Here is a 15,100-nt window from a genome sequence, read left to right on the forward strand (position 1 = left end):
GGCTCTGTATCTATAAGCCGCCTGTTTACGTTCTGAGAACCGCCGTGATCAACGAATCAGCCATTAAAATAAGAAAAAGCAGGCTGAAATATACAATCGAATACAAAAACATCCCCTTCGACCATTGCGTGTCATCCGCCGCCTGAAAACCTTTGACGCTCCGGTACAGCCAGACGGCTCCGAGCAGAAGAGCGGACGCGGTATAAAGCGGGCTGACATCTATATAGAAAGGAACGAGCAGCGAAACCGCAGTCAGAACGGCGATGTAACGCAGCATTTTCATTTTTGTGACGCGGTTGCCTTTTACAATCGGCAAAAGCGGAATACCGGCGGCACGATACTCTTCCTTTCGCCTGATCCCGATCGCCCAAAAATGTGGCGGCTGCCACAAAAACATAATCGCATATAACAAAATCGCGGGCATATCAATACACCCGGCCAGCGCGCAATAACCGATTAAGGGCGGAGCGGCTCCCGGAAAGCTGCCGACAAATGTGCTCCAGACGGATTGTCTTTTAAACCAAAGCGTATAAACGACGGCATACAGTAAAAATGCAAGCAGGCCAAGAACGGCAGTCAGTACATTAAGCGCAGCAAGCATGATGAATCCGCATGCGCCGAGACAGATGCCGTACAGGATCATGACCGGCGGCGGTATTTTCCCCGTGACGCTTGCGCGGGTGCGGGTTCGCGCCATCTTTGCATCCATACCGCGGTCAAAGAAGTTATTAAAAACAGTGCTTGATGCCATGACAAGCGCCGTTCCGATCATGGCGATCGTCATAGCCGCAAATATACCGGGCCCTCCGCCCGTCCTTTCTGACTGAAGCCACGCGATCCAAAATCCGCCCAATGCAGCGAGTGAATTCGAGATGATAATCCCGGGTTTGGCAAGGATGATAAAGTCCTTGACCGTCACCCGGTTTCCGTTATGCTTCATCGGCTGTTCCGTCTGTGCTGCATTAGAATTCATCAGTTCAGATTCTCCTTTTTCGGCTTATCATATCAGGAAGAATAAGGAAGTTCAATTCATATCGGTTATTTTTCACAAAATTGTAAATAGCATACGAAAAGCCGTATCTTCTGACAGGATACGGCTTATGGCTCCCTGATCTGCCGAATGTACACAATTTTCAATTCAGCGGAGGCCCTGAGCGCGGGCCGGCGATGGCGGGCTCCAGGCGCCATTTTTGCGCGTCACTGTGATTTTCGCTCTCCTTTCGAGAACACTTCAGAAAAATAAAAAACCTTGCCGGTGAACGGCAAGGTTTGTTTCTTACAGTGTAAATGCGATATCCGCCCCTGACACAGGGTCTTTGACGAATATGCCCGCTTCTTTTTCTTCAATCTCAAAGCCGGCATCGGTCAGCGCTTTTGTCACACGTGAGAGCTCTTTTTGATGCGGGAGCACGATGGTGTAATAATCCAGTCCGCTTGCATTTCCCGGTTTCGGCGGCGCATGTGTTCCGGCCCATATATTCAGGCCGATGTGATGGTGATACCCTCCCGCTGAAACAAACAGGGCGGACATGGCGGCGTAATTGCCGACAATGTCAAAACCGAGGATATCGGTGTAAAAAGCTTTAGCTTCCTGTAAATCCGTCACATGGAGATGGATGTGACCGATTACGGTTCCTTCCGGGAGGCGGCTTTTCCGTTCAGCTCCGGCTTCTTTCAAAAGCCCGTTCACATCGACGGGCGCCGTTTGCATGACGTAATTGCCCTCTGCATCGCGCTGCCACGTACTGCGGGGACGATCGGCGTATATTTCAATGCCGTTTCCGTCCGGATCAGACAGGTAAAGAGCTTCACTGACCCCGTGATCCCCCTGACCGAGCGCGATGCCGTTTTCAATCAGCCTGGCCAATGCGATGCCGAGTTCTTTCCGGTCAGGCAGAAGTATCGCGAAATGGTACAGGCCGGTGACCGACCGCTCCGGGAGAATGACGGCGCTTGGATTTTCCTCAAGCATCAGCAGGACGCGTTTTCCGTCTGCTGACAGTTCTGCGGAACGATCGGTTTGCGAGATGACTTGAAAGCCGATCACATTTTGGTAAAAGTCGAGCGACCGTTCCAAATTTTTGATAGTCAATTTGACATAACCGATTGCTGTATCTTGATGAATGCCGGTCATTTGAACGCCTTCTTTCTTATGCTGAAAAAGTTTCTCCCTTTTTTGATTTGAAAAGGAGCTGATCCAATGAAAGCAGACGGCTTCCTGAAAGCGCTAAGTGAATAGATGCCGCCAGTAAGATGAAATCAAATTCCGAGCCGCCCATAAATGGTGAGGAAAGCTTCGCCGTAAAGATAGCGCCGACTAATGTGAGGGCAAACAGAACGCCAATTATGCGCGTCGCCAGACCGAAAAAGATCAGAACCCCGCCGACAAGCTCAATCGTTGCGATGACATAGACCATAAATGCCGGAAGCCCGATGCTTTGGAAAAATTGTGTGGTGCCTTCTAATCCTTGGAACTTGGATAAACCGTGTACAAAAAAGATAATACCTGTTACAACCCTTAAAAGCAGTGTTCCTGTTTCGAATGATTTATTCATAAAATCCTCCTTGAAAATTATTATCACTTACTTTATGTAAGCTAGTATATATACATAACTTATTTACGTCAAGTAATTTCGTTACATTTAACGAAAATAACTGAAAAGTACTATTTATCCTCATAAAAAAAAGACCTCCGCTCTCTGTCGGAGGCCTTTGTCCCTATTTACGATTCCCGGAACTGGCTTTCATATAATTCTTGGTAAAAACCATTCTGGCTGAGAAGTTCGGCATGGGTTCCTTTTTCAGCCATTTCCCCGTCTTTCAGCACAAGAATCTGGTCGGCTTTTTGAATCGTGTTCAGCCTGTGAGCAATAATAACGCTCGTTCTGCCCGCCATTAAACGGCCGAGCGCTTCTTGTATTTTCACTTCAGTCACTGTATCAATGTTGCTCGTCGCTTCATCCAAAATGAGCAGAACCGGGTCCGCGAGCACAGCTCTCGCGATGGAAATGAGCTGCCTCTGTCCTTGGCTGATGCCCGCGCCGTTTTGGGTAAGAACGGTATCATAGCCTTTCGGGAGCCGTTCGATGAATCCGTGGGCATTGGCAGCTTTTGCGGCTTCCTCCACCTCTTTGTCAGAAGCATCCAGCCGGCCGTAGCGGATATTCTCCCTGATGGTGCCCTGGAAGAGAAATGAATCCTGCAGAACAAACCCCATGTTTTTTCTCAGACTGGATCTTGTCAGTTTTTTGATGTCCGTTCCGTCAATGAGGATTTTTCCTTCATTCGGCTCGTAAAAACGGGCGATCAAGCTCGTAACGGTTGTTTTACCCGCTCCGGTCGGACCGACGAAGGCGATTGACTGTCCTTTCGGAACGCTGAAGGACAGATGTTTTAAGATCAGGCTGTCTTCCTGATAGCCGAAGGAGACATCGCGGAATTCAATGTCACCCGTTTTGATCGGCTGGTGCGCCGCATGCTCTTCATCTTCCCGCTCCTCTTTTTCATCAAGCACGTCAAACACCCGTTCAGCCCCGGCGATTGCCGATAACATCGTATTGAACTGATTGGCTAAATCATTCAAAGGGCGGGTGAACTGCCGCGAGTATTCGGCGAATACGACAATTGAACCGATTGAGATCCACCCTTTCAGCGCAAACAGCCCGCCGACCGCCGCTATAATCGTAAAGCTTAAATTGTTTAAAGAGTTCATGACTTTCGGAATGAATCCCGAAATTGTCTGCCCCCAAAACCCCGATGATTTTAACGCCGCGTTTTTTTCTAAAAATTGCTCCATGACTCGGTCTTCTCTTGAGTAGGCTTTAATGACCTTCGCTCCTGATACCGACTCTTCAATAAAACCGTTCAGCTCGCCGAGGTTTTTCTGCTGCTGCTTAAACAAGAGTCCCGTCCGGTTGGTGATCCATTTGATGCTTAAAAACATGATCGGAATGATCAAAAGCGTAATCAATGTTAAAAGCGGGCTCATGTACAGCATCACGGCGATTGTGCCGACGAATGTAATGACGCTCGACAGCACTTGAATGACGGATGTATTTAAAGTGGAGCTGACATTTTCAATATCATTGGTGACCCGGCTCATCAAGTCCCCGAGCCGCTGTTTATCAAAAAACGGGATCGGCAGCTCATGCAGATGGGTAAACAGCTCGCTCCGCATTTTAAACACGGTGCTTTGCGAGATATTGATCATCCAATAGTTTTGAAACCATAAGGACAACGATTGCACGAGGTAAATCCCAAATAGTATGAACAGCACCCCCGCCAATCCGTCCGTCGTCCGTCCGACGATGAAATGATCAATCGCTTTCCCGATGACGAACGGTCCGAGGAGGCCGAATACGGCGCTTATGACTACCATGATGATCACAAGAGTCAATAGCCCTTTTTTCTCTGCTACATACGACCAGATTCTGCGCAGGGTCCCTTTTGCATCTTTTGCTTTCGCACGTTTTCTGCCGCCTTCACTCGATTTGAGCGGTATTTTCGGATAACGGAAAGGTTTACGAATGTCTTTCTCCACTGTCAGCTCCCTCCTTTCCGAATTGGGATTCATAAATCTGCCGGTACAGATGAGACTCTGCCATCAGCTCTTGGTGCGTGCCTTTTGCCAGCAGTTCGCCGTCTTCAAGCAATAAGATGGTGTCAGCCTTCATCGCGGTCGTTATTTTTTGCGTGATAATCAGTGTCGTGCATTCATAGGATCTGATCGCTTTTAAAAGCTTGGCTTCCGTCTGAAGATCCAGCGCGCTCGTACTGTCGTCTAACAGCAGGAGGGACGGCTTTCTGATAAAAGCACGCGCGATGGAAATGCGCTGCTTCTGCCCGCCTGACAAATTGACGCCCCGCTGTCCCAGCACCGTGTCGTATCCGTTTGACAGCTTCATAATCGTGTCATGGATTTGCGCGTCTTTGGCTGCTTCCATTACTTCATCTAGTGAAGCATCCTCCCGCCCCCAGGCGATATTTTCACGGATTGTGCCCGAAAACAGGAGCACTTCCTGCGGAACATAGCCGATTTCCTTGCGCAGCCCGTGAGCGGAGAATTCACCGATCGGTTTTCCGTCTATGAAAATACTGCCTGAATCAGCCGTGTACAGGCGCGGAATCAGCTGAAAGAGCGTGGATTTTCCTGAGCCTGTCGCGCCCATAATGGCAACCGTTTCTTTCGGGCTGGCAGAAAAGGAAACGTGATGCAGCGCGTCTTTTTCCATGTCCGGATAGCGGAAGGACACTTCGCGAAACTCAATTTCGCCTGCAAGCGCTTGTGCCGGGTCATGTCCCGTTCCCTCGCCGCCTTCTGTTTCCAGCACCTCGCCGATTCTTTCGCCGGAAGCTTTCGCCCGGGAAAATACCATAATGAGAAATGGCAGGACGGACAGCGCGCCTGTAATCCGCGTCGCATAGTTAATCACGGAAACGATATCTCCGACCTGCGCCCCGCCCTGATCAATGCTTTTGGCGCCGAACCATAAGATAAACAAAATGCAGCTGTTCATCAGCAGCATTAAGATCGGCATCGCCGCTTCCACGAGACGAAAGGCGGATACTGTCTTTTCCATCAGCTTCGTATTCGATTTCAAAAAACGTTTCACTTCGTGGTTTGCACGGAGAAGCGCTTTAATCAGTTTGATCGCCGTCAGGTTTTCCTGCATGATCGTATTGACCTGGTCAAGCCGCTTTTGCACAGACCGAAACAGCGCGCCGCCTCTTTTCAGCACCCACAGCAAAAACAAAAGCAAAATCGGCACCGTGATCAGCAGAAAAAAACCGAGTTTTGCATTAACGGTCAGCGAGAGAATAATGCCGCCCGCAATCATTAACGGCGCCCGAAGCATAAACCGAAGACTCATGAAAAGCATATTTTGGACCTGCGTCACATCGTTTGTCAGCCGGGTGATAAATGATGTGGATGAGAATTGCGCAAACGTCGAATAGGAGAAGGACTGGATTTTTTGAAATAGCCCTTTTCGCGTATCATACGCATAGCTTTGGCTGATGTGGGCGGAGTAGAACGAATTTAAAATGCCCGATGCAAATGAAACAACGGTCAGTCCGATCATCACGCCGCCCCACAGCCAGACCGTTCCGAGCTCCTGCTTTAAAATTCCTTCGTCGATGATTTTCCCGATCAGCAGGGGCTGTATCAGCTCTACCGCAAGCTCGATGAGCATGAAAAACAGAGCGATTCCCGCCAACAGAGAATACGGTTTTACATATGATAAAGCCTTTGACATGTGTAAGCCTCCAAATTCTTTGTTCAGTATTATTATTTTATGCCTTTCCGGCAAATGAATAAAGAAATTTGGTGTGCCGTTTTTTCAATAATCTGTGACAAAGATAAACCTTCCCTGAAAGGGAAGGTTTTGACCTTATTGATCCAATTGCTGTTCAATGCGCTCCCGCATTTGCGGAACGCCTAATCCGACAATGACCTGAAGCGCCTTGCCTTTTCTGACGACGCCGTGGGCTCCCAGCTCTCTGAAATCGGCATCACTTTTGACCTTTGATTCATCAGCGACAGTGACACGGAGACGGGTGGCGCAATTGGTGACCTCTGTAATATTGTCCTTTCCGCCCAGCGCTTCAATATACAAAGCGGCTGTATCCCGCTGTGTTTCGTCTGCCGCCGCTGTTTCTTTTGAAGCCTGCTTCCGTTCTCTGTACTCCTTTTTCGAATAAAGCTTTGTTTCCTTTCCTTCCTCTTTCTCTCTGCCCGGGGTGGCGATGTTGAATTTGAGAATAAGGAAACGGAAGACGAAAAAGTAAATGGCGGTAAAGCACAAGCCGATGATGATCTGGTATACATACGTCAAACCGTGGCTTGGCGCCAGCGGGATCCAGTTCAAGGTCGCCGCTTCAATCAAACCGCCGCCCATATTTCCGACGACGCCGGCCATATACATGACGGTCGCCATGGAAGCGGCAAGCAAAGCATGAACCGCAAATAAAAACGGCGAGATAAAAAGGAATGTAAATTCAATCGGCTCCGTAATACCGGCGACAATAGACGTCAAAGTGACAGGGATCAAAAGGCCGGCGACAATTTTTTTCTTTTCCTTTGAAGCCGTGGCGTAAAAGGCGAGCGCGATTCCCGGAATGCCGAAGATTTTCGAGTTGCCGTGAAGCGCGAAGCCCCCCTGCGGGAACAATTCTTTCAGCGGTTTGACGCTTTGGGAGTATTCTCCGAGATGCTGGGCCCAATAGGTGACGATACCGCCTTCAGCTACAGCCGGCCCGTAAACAAACGGTGAGTAAATAAAATGATGCAGACCCGTCGGAATTAAAATCCGCTCCAAGAACGTGTAAATCCACACGCCGACCGCCCCGGAAGAAACGAGAAAGCTTTGCAGCGATCCGATTCCAGACTGAACCATCGGCCATACATAGGCCACCGCAAGTGAAATCGGTATCATAATGAAAAAAGAAATAATGACGATGTACGAAGATCCTTGGAAAATCCCCAGGAAATCCGGCAGTTTTTTATCAAAATAGCGATTGTGCAAGTAAACGACAATAGATGAAATAAAGATGGCGCCGATAATATTCGTATCAAGCGTTTTGATCCCGGCGATCATCGTCAGCCCGCTCGTTCCGCCGGCTTCCTGATTCATATCGACATGAAAAGCCCCGCCCCAAACCGTCAGAATCGCATTGATAAAGTAATTGAATGTAAGATAAACTGTAAGCGCTTCCAAACAAGCCCGCGCCTGCGCTTTTTTCGCTAAAGCGACAGGGATGCCGATCGCAAACAGGAGCGGCATTTGATTAAAGACGGTCCAGCCGCCCTGTTCAATGACATACCAGCATTGATACCAAAGCCCGTCAGGATCAGCCAGCGGCCCCATCAGCGTTTTATTTTTAAAGAGCGTACTCAGACCGACAATAATACCGGAAAATGCAAATAACAAAACAGGCACAAACATCGCGCTGCCAAAGCGCTGGACTTTTTGCATCATTTCACGTGACCTCCCGCTATTTATCAAAATTTTCAAGCTCTTTATAATCAACATATGCACGGAATAACGCTTCGCCCACCAGAAAAAACGGGGCAAATGCGACAATTTCCGTTTTATCGCTTAACGTTACCGGCTTGCTGGTCGCATAAAGATTATACGGCGTCGTCTGCGCCAGTACGTTGTTTTTCAGATTGGTGATTGAAATGAACGGAACTCCCTTTGCGGACAAGGTCCTTGCCTGCGGAATTAATTCAGGTGTTTCCCCGGATAAAGAAATAATGATGAATACGTCATCAACCGTAAAATCATCACACATGATATCAAACTCTGTGATGTCCTGTATTAAAATCAAATACTTCCGCCGGGATACAAACATCCGTTGCAGCTCGCGGGCGCACACCCTTTGAGCCGTGCCCGATCCGTAAACGAAAATCCGTTTTGCTTCATCTATCAGCCGGCACATCTCCGTCATATCTTTTGACTTTACGTATTTTACGTTGGCTTCAATATCATCCAGCAGCTTTTCAAATGTCATATTCTCGCCTTCTTCAGGCTGATCCTCCCATTTCAGAAAAACCCGGAATTCACTGTAGCCGCTGAAGCCGAGCTTTTGGGCGAGCCGCAGGATCGAAGACCGAGAGACATTGCAGGCTTTCGCCATGTCATTGATACCGAGATGGTAGCACGTATGCTTATTGTTCAATATATATTTTAAAATATAAAAATCGTTGTCATTTAATTTCGCGTAATGCTGATTAACCAGTTCTTCAAGACTCATCCCAAAATCCCCCCGTTTTCTTTCTATTATATAGAATAACAGATGAAGAAAACGGGGAAGATTGTCATCAGGAAATATGAGACGGACTTACATCAAGCTCAGGCCAGTAATCCTTATTAGCCTCCATCAGATCTTCAAGAATCAGTCTTGCCACACGGGCATTCGGCACTGTTTTTGACAGGATCAGTGCCTGCCACAGCTTTTGAAATGACCGCTCTTCCCATGCTTCAGCCGTCAGTTTTTCGACAGATACCTGCTGTTCCATCAGGCCTTTTTGAAATTGCGGAATATTCCCGACGGAGAGCGGTTCCGGTCCGTTTGAACCTACGAGACAAGGAATCTCAACCATGGCTGACGGATCAAAGTTTGCGATCGCGCCGTTATTTTCAACGATTAACAGCATTCTCTCCCCGGTATTGTAAGCGATGGCCCGGGCAAGATCGACGATATAGGAAGCATGGTCGTCAATTGTAATTTCACTGTTTTCCGATGACTGCTCGCGCGTAATCATATCGCATTGGCTGAAAATGAAAGCTTCGCGCCCTTCCATGACTTCGTTGGCTCTCGTATGATTCGGATTTGATTTTTTCACCATATCATCCGGGAATAAGTAATATTGCAGATATGTGTTCGGAAGCGTATCCGGATCGGCCGCCTGAACGTCGCGCGCTTTTTTGAAGGTGTCATTCCAGCTTGCTTCGGTCTGTTCAGCCTCCGTCTTCGGAACGTAGCCGTATTCACGGACATGCTCCTTCAGCTTCGGCATTAAATCATTGCCCTCTCGATCCGTGATGGACGTCCACCAGCCAAAGTGGTTCAAGCCGTAATAACGGACCTTCATTTCTTTTCTTGAGGATAATCCGAGGATATTCGCCATGCGATCCTCAATTCCGACCGGCATGTCGCAGATGTTCAATATTTTTGAATTCGGTCTGAGGCGCCGTGTCGCTTCGGCCACAATCGCCGCAGGATTGGAGTAATTCAGCATCCACGCGTCAGGCGAGTACGTTTCCATATAATCGAGGATTTCCAGAACGCCGCCGATAGACCGCATGCCGTATGCAATTCCGCCCGGCCCGCATGTTTCCTGTCCGACGACACCGTACTTCAGCGGGATTTGTTCATCCAGCGCGCGCATCGCATATTTCCCGACGCGGATATGCGCCATGACGAAATCAACATCCGTAAAAGCCGTCTCCGGGTCATCAGTCGCCAAAAATTCAATGTCCGGCGCTTTTTCTTTTATGAATACCTCACACGCACCCGCAATCCGTTCCTGCCTTTCTTTATCATTGTCATAAAGTTTCAGCTTTCTGATCGGAAACTCTTCCAGGTGATTCAAAAGCATTAATACAATTCCGGGGGTAAATGTGCTGCCGCCGCCTGCAATAACGATTGAGAATGATTTGTCTGTCATGTGAAGCCCTCCTCTGATAACGTTTACATTTTATTTATATCATGAGAATGGCTTCTCTGTACCGGGTTTGTGGGAGTTAGATCATTTAATCATTTTTAGTTATTTTTCTCAAAAAGCGGGAAAGTTCTCACAGGAACAAAAAAGGCCTGCTGTGATCAGCAGACCTGTGTCTCAAAAATGCTCTTGTAAATCAGAAAGCTGCACTTCCTGCTCAAATTGAGGATTTCCGATCGGAAAAATCCTGGCCGTTTCCTTGTCCTCGTTGACATGCTGAATATAAATCGGGACGCCTTCATACGTCACATACGCCATGGCAGCGGATTCAGCAATGTCTTTCGCACGCTGTGTGTTCACGTCTCAAACCTCCTTTGGGCCTCACACATAACGTGTCCGGCAGCCAAGAGAAGTATGCTTGTTTCTTACAATTGTCCGGCGGTGAGTTTGAATTTTTTGAGGCGTTTGTAAAACGTGCTCCGCGGAATTCCCGCCATTTTAGCGGCCAGCGTGACATTTCCCTTTGCCGATTCAAGCGCGTTTACGATGATGTTTTTCTGAATGTGCTCCCGGATGGAAACAGGGGGCGCTTCTTCTTGGCTAAAAGACTGAGACTCTTCTGTGAGGCCTGACGCTTCAAGCAGAGATGGGAGAGGGCGCCCTGACAGCCTTCCGTCCGGGAACATGACGGACAGACGTTCAAACACATTAAACAATTCTCTGATATTCCCCGGCCATTTGCGGTTCTTTAAGATGTCTAAAAAATCATCAGGAAGCTCTCCCGGCCAGCCGCGGTTCCGCTGAAATTCAAAGAAGAGGGCGGGAATGTCTTCGGTGCGTTCTCTTAATGGCGGGAGATGGATCGGACAGACGTGAAGCCGGTAAAATAAATCCTCTCTCAGCTTTTTGCTTTCAACAAGCTGTCTCAGATCAGTGTGGGCGGCGGTGATGATTCTGATGTCAACGGGAATTTCTTTCGTCCCGCCGATCGGAGTGACCTTCCGTTCCTGCAGCACGCGTAACAGAGCGACCTGCATGGAGTGTGATATTTCTCCGATTTCATCGAGGAAAAGTGTGCCTTTATCAGCTTTTTGCAATGCGCCGCTCTGTCCTTTCCGTTTGGCTCCGGTGAAGGCGCCTTCCGTGTAGCCGAACAGTTCGCTTTCAATCAGCTTCTCGGGGACCGCTCCGCAGTTCACTGCGATAAACGGGCCGTTTTTTCGGGAGCTGTTGTTATGAATCGCCCGGGCGGCAACCTCCTTTCCCGTACCGGTTTCTCCGGTCAGACAGACGGTTGCGTCCGTTCGGGCGACAAGCTCCAGCTGCTGCAGCATATGTCGGGATGACGGGCTTTCTCCTGCCGCGCCATGAAATATAAAAGACGGCTTTTCTTCTCGTTTGGTTACATAAAAGCATGTGAAGCCGTTCTCCTCCCGTTTCGCCTGCTTGGTCTGAAAGCCCTGTTCCTCAAGCTCGCGCAGCATATGCCCGGTTAAATGCTGAACGGGACGGCTTGCGGCGATAATCCGATTGATCTCATTGCAAAGCACGATCGGTTCATGAGACTTGGTGAGTTCCTCAAATTTTCCGATCATATCAAGTTCTGTCATCTTCATCTTTAAGGCGAGCTCCCGTTCCGCCGTATAAGCAATGGAGGAAGCAATTCCGAGCATAAATGGCTGAGCGCGGGCGGCAGGGCAGGAAATATCAATGACACCGGCCAGCCGCCCGTCTTCATAACGGATCGGAGCGGCGGAACAGCTCCACTGATGGGAAGCGAGCGAATAATGTTCAGAGCCGTGTATCATGACCGGCTCATTCGTATAAAGGGCCGTCCCGATCGCATTCGTGCCGACCGCCGTCTCCGTCCAGCAGGCGCCTTTTAAGAAATTGATGCGGTTCGCTTCATGAATGGTGCGCGGGTGGCCGTTAACAGAATGGACAACGCCGTCGGCATCAATCAGGAGAACCATCATTTCCATTTCCCGCATCGCCGTCTTCATTTTTTCTGCATGCGGCGACGAGGCCGCCAAAAATAACGCATGCTTCTCGGCCTGCCTTTCTAAATGATCTGCCGGCATTACCTTCGGCCCCTTTTCCAGATAAGGGTTGACGTCGGCTTTTTTGCAGCGGTGCCATGAGGCTGCGATCCGCTTCTGAATACGGGATTCATCAAGCACGCCTTCTTTCACAAAGCGCTTCCAGGTTTTAAAATCATTCCGAATGACATTCATCGTATCCGCTCCCCCCTGTTCAGACCATCTTTTCATATATTGTAGGGGAAAAGTAAAGCGCTTTCAATAAAAAATACCCCTTCTCAGTCTGAGAAAGGGTATCCCGGCTAAACGGAATGCACCGCAAGTCCGGTGACATTCAGCAGAGCTTCCTGAAGCGTTTCCGAAAGAGTCGGATGCGCGGCGATCAATTGCTCTGACATATCCGCCGTCATTTCACCGTTCATCAGCATGACCGCCTGGCCGATCAATTCCGTTACGTCCGGCCCGATCATTGACACGCCGACGATTTCTCCGAATTCCGGTTCGGCAATGATTTTCATTTTGCCGCCGTGCTGATGTTTAATTAACGCTTTTCCATTAGCGGAAAATGAGCATTCTCCGATTTTTACGTCTCCGTATTTCTCTCTCGCCTGCGTTTCCGTCAGTCCGACAGCTGCCATTTCCGGCGATGTATAAATGCAGCGGGGCACCGCCCGCATATCGACTTTGCTGTCCTTTCCCGTGGCATGCGAAGCAGCGGTGATGCCTTCATGAATAGCGGCATGCGCCAGCTGCATTCCTCCGGCCGCGTCGCCGCATGCATATATATGCGGCACGTTTGTCTGCATATGGTCATTGACTTCAATGCCGCGCGGAGAATACAGGATGCCTGCCTGCTCCATGTTCAGCTTTTGCAAACGCGGTTTTCTGCCGATTGCAACCAGAATGTGATCAGCCCGGGCCTCAATTTCTTTGCCGTCTTGTGTCCACACAGCAGTTTTCCTTTCTCTGTCAATCCGCTGTAGGGCGGCTTTCGTCTGAATATCAACCCCGCTCTCTCTTAAAGAGTCTTCAAAAGCGGCCGCGATTTCTCCGTCTTCTGCCGGGAGCAGCCTGTCAGCCGATTCAATCACCGTTACTTTCGTTTTAAACCGGCTGAATAAAGATGCAAACTCGCAACCGATTACACCTCCTCCGACAATGAGAAGAGAGGAAGGAATGTGCTGCAAAGAAAGCGCATCTTTGCTGTCGATCACCCAATTGCCGTCAAAAGGGGCAAACGGCAGCTCCGCCGGTTCAGATCCGGATGCAATCAATATCCGGTCCGCTTCCAGAATGTCTTTTGCGCCTTCTTCTTCTTCAATCAGCAGCGTCTGATCTGTGAGAAATGAAGCAGTCCCGCGGATGACTTTAATCTGATTTGCTTTCATTAAGTATTGAATTCCCTGCACGAGCTGGCTGACGATTTGCCGTTTGCGCCCCTGCATGCGGGCCCAATTGAGTGTAATGTTTTGCGGGAGTTCGATGCCGAATGTATCTGCGTGCCTGATTTTATCAAGCACATTTGCGCTTTCCAAAAGCGACTTTGTCGGGATGCACCCTTCATTGAGACACGTACCCCCGAGCGGTCCTTTGTCTATCAGGACGACTTCTGCTCCCCTCCGCGCGGCAGTCACGGCTGCTGCATATCCGGCCGGCCCGCCGCCGATAATGGCTAGTTTCATTTCTTCACCTCTCTCTATAAAATCAATCCGGCAGGCTCTTCAAGCAATGTTTTGACTGTTTTCAGGAAGTCCGCAGCCGGGGCGCCGTCACATACTCTGTGATCAAAAGTAAGGCTCAGCGGCAGGATGGTGCTTTTGACAAGCTCATCTCCTTTGAACGCCGGCGTTTCATAGCTTGCGCCTACTCCGAGAATACCGGCTTCAGGCGGGTTTAGGATCGGGGTGAAATGCTCCACTCCGTAACCCCCGAGATTCGTAATAGAAAATGTCGATCCGCGAAGGTCATCGCCGGAAGCATTGCCTTCCCGCGCCCGCCGTGCAGATGTGCTGATGTGATCCGCAAGCTCAAGGAATGAAAGCTTTTCCGCATCCCGGATCACCGGCACGACGAGGCCGTTTTCAAGCGAAACCGCCATCCCGAGGTGGACATATGGATAGGTGATGATCCGCTCCTCTTGATAAGAGCTGTTCAGCTCAGGATGCTGTTTCAGCGCAAGCACCGCGGCCCGGGATACGAAATGTGTGACCGTCAGTTTAACACCGCTCCGCTTTTTCGCACTGTCGGCGAGCTGCCGCTGCCATTTCAACAGCTCTGTAATGTCGGCTTTCATGGTCAGCGTCAGCTGGGCGCTGTTTTGCAGGCTTTTGTGCATTCGGTCTGCAATCACTTTTCTCATCGCTGAAGCCGGTTTTCCCTCCGGCTGTGCCATCTGAACCGAAGACTGCGGTTCAGCTTCCGTCTTCATGGCTTTGATGACGTCAGCTTTTACAATTCGGCCTCCGGGACCCGTCCCGTTCAGCGTATCAACTTTCAATCCGGCTTTCTCGGCCATTTTTCGGGCAACGGGAGATATTTTCACGCGGTGTTTCCGCTTTTGCCCGGCTTTGGGAGCGGGAATATGTTCAGGTTCAGCTTGCGGTTTCTCTTCATTTTCAGGCGCCGGTGTCTCTTTTTCCCGAACTTCTTCGCCGTTTTCCCCGATATAACAGATGGCCGTTCCCGGCGGGACTCCCTCTCCCTCTTTGACTTTAATATGAAGAAGCGTGCCGCTTTCAGGCGCTTCAATGTCCATTTCTATTTTTTCAGAGTTGATGCTGGCGATGCTTTCTCCCTTTTCAACCGGGTCGCCGACTTTTTTATTCCAGACGGATACTTCACCTTTTTTCATCGCCATTCCAAGCTTTGGCATCACTACTTTTACAGCCATTCTTTA

12 protein-coding genes are annotated in these 15,100 nt (G+C 49.5%); all 12 read right to left on the minus strand.

Features of this window, described 5'->3' with window-relative positions:
- Nucleotides 1–25 precede the first annotated feature (25 nt).
- Nucleotides 26–973 (minus strand): heme o synthase, encoded by a 948-nt coding sequence (gene cyoE, locus AC1DN5_RS17670; RefSeq protein ID WP_188154866.1) that lies wholly within the window; start codon nucleotides 971–973, stop codon nucleotides 26–28.
- Between the two features lie 303 nt (nucleotides 974–1,276).
- Nucleotides 1,277–2,134, minus strand: coding sequence for a catechol 2,3-dioxygenase (gene catE, locus AC1DN5_RS17675; RefSeq protein ID WP_366970046.1), 858 nt, complete (start codon nucleotides 2,132–2,134; stop codon nucleotides 1,277–1,279).
- Between the two features lie 16 nt (nucleotides 2,135–2,150).
- Nucleotides 2,151–2,555 carry a DoxX family protein gene (locus AC1DN5_RS17680; RefSeq protein WP_060963309.1) on the minus strand — a complete coding sequence of 135 codons (405 nt, stop codon included), beginning with the start codon at nucleotides 2,553–2,555 and terminating at the stop codon, nucleotides 2,151–2,153.
- Between the two features lie 167 nt (nucleotides 2,556–2,722).
- Complete coding sequence (locus AC1DN5_RS17685; RefSeq protein WP_366970047.1) at nucleotides 2,723–4,540, minus strand: ABC transporter ATP-binding protein; 1,818 nt, start codon at nucleotides 4,538–4,540, stop codon at nucleotides 2,723–2,725.
- Entirely contained in the window at nucleotides 4,521–6,254 is a 1,734-nt protein-coding gene (locus tag AC1DN5_RS17690; protein WP_366970048.1) for an ABC transporter ATP-binding protein, read from the minus strand. The genes AC1DN5_RS17685 and AC1DN5_RS17690 overlap by 20 nt, the downstream gene beginning before the upstream one ends.
- A gap of 135 nt (nucleotides 6,255–6,389) precedes the next feature.
- Entirely contained in the window at nucleotides 6,390–7,976 is a 1,587-nt protein-coding gene (locus AC1DN5_RS17695) for an alpha-glucoside-specific PTS transporter subunit IIBC (protein ID WP_366970049.1), read from the minus strand.
- Between the two features lie 16 nt (nucleotides 7,977–7,992).
- Nucleotides 7,993–8,754: a MurR/RpiR family transcriptional regulator gene (locus AC1DN5_RS17700; RefSeq protein ID WP_016936741.1), complete on the minus strand. Its 762-nt coding sequence runs from the start codon at nucleotides 8,752–8,754 to the stop codon at nucleotides 7,993–7,995.
- A gap of 67 nt (nucleotides 8,755–8,821) precedes the next feature.
- Complete coding sequence (gene glvA, locus AC1DN5_RS17705; protein ID WP_060963313.1) at nucleotides 8,822–10,171, minus strand: maltose-6'-phosphate glucosidase; 1,350 nt, start codon at nucleotides 10,169–10,171, stop codon at nucleotides 8,822–8,824.
- 171 nt (nucleotides 10,172–10,342) lie between these two features.
- Complete coding sequence (locus tag AC1DN5_RS17710; protein ID WP_016936743.1) at nucleotides 10,343–10,525, minus strand: small acid-soluble spore protein H; 183 nt, start codon at nucleotides 10,523–10,525, stop codon at nucleotides 10,343–10,345.
- A gap of 65 nt (nucleotides 10,526–10,590) precedes the next feature.
- Nucleotides 10,591–12,399 carry a sigma-54-dependent Fis family transcriptional regulator gene (locus tag AC1DN5_RS17715; protein WP_366970051.1) on the minus strand — a complete coding sequence of 603 codons (1,809 nt, stop codon included), beginning with the start codon at nucleotides 12,397–12,399 and terminating at the stop codon, nucleotides 10,591–10,593.
- Between the two features lie 107 nt (nucleotides 12,400–12,506).
- Nucleotides 12,507–13,886 (minus strand): dihydrolipoyl dehydrogenase, encoded by a 1,380-nt coding sequence (gene lpdA, locus AC1DN5_RS17720; RefSeq protein ID WP_016936745.1) that lies wholly within the window; start codon nucleotides 13,884–13,886, stop codon nucleotides 12,507–12,509.
- A gap of 14 nt (nucleotides 13,887–13,900) precedes the next feature.
- A complete protein-coding gene (locus AC1DN5_RS17725; RefSeq protein WP_366970052.1) occupies nucleotides 13,901–15,094 on the minus strand; it encodes a dihydrolipoamide acetyltransferase family protein in 1,194 nt (397 codons plus the stop codon).
- Nucleotides 15,095–15,100 lie beyond the last annotated feature (6 nt).

It is taken from the genome of Bacillus sp. 01N42_2 (genome assembly GCF_056399565.1).

Bases quoted from the DNA above. Each gene is read 5' to 3' on its own strand.
- cyoE (WP_188154866.1), bottom strand. From the start codon at position 973: ATGAATTCTAATGCAGCACAGACGGAACAGCCGATGAAGCATAACGGA.
- lpdA (WP_016936745.1), bottom strand. From the start codon at position 13,886: ATGAAACTAGCCATTATCGGCGGCGGGCCGGCCGGATATGCAGCAGCC.
- AC1DN5_RS17695 (WP_366970049.1), bottom strand. From the start codon at position 7,976: ATGATGCAAAAAGTCCAGCGCTTTGGCAGCGCGATGTTTGTGCCTGTT.
- glvA (WP_060963313.1), bottom strand. From the start codon at position 10,171: ATGACAGACAAATCATTCTCAATCGTTATTGCAGGCGGCGGCAGCACA.
- AC1DN5_RS17680 (WP_060963309.1), bottom strand. From the start codon at position 2,555: ATGAATAAATCATTCGAAACAGGAACACTGCTTTTAAGGGTTGTAACA.
- catE (WP_366970046.1), bottom strand. From the start codon at position 2,134: ATGACCGGCATTCATCAAGATACAGCAATCGGTTATGTCAAATTGACT.
- AC1DN5_RS17715 (WP_366970051.1), bottom strand. From the start codon at position 12,399: ATGAATGTCATTCGGAATGATTTTAAAACCTGGAAGCGCTTTGTGAAA.
- AC1DN5_RS17690 (WP_366970048.1), bottom strand. From the start codon at position 6,254: ATGTCAAAGGCTTTATCATATGTAAAACCGTATTCTCTGTTGGCGGGA.
- AC1DN5_RS17700 (WP_016936741.1), bottom strand. From the start codon at position 8,754: ATGAGTCTTGAAGAACTGGTTAATCAGCATTACGCGAAATTAAATGAC.
- AC1DN5_RS17725 (WP_366970052.1), bottom strand. From the start codon at position 15,094: ATGGCTGTAAAAGTAGTGATGCCAAAGCTTGGAATGGCGATGAAAAAA.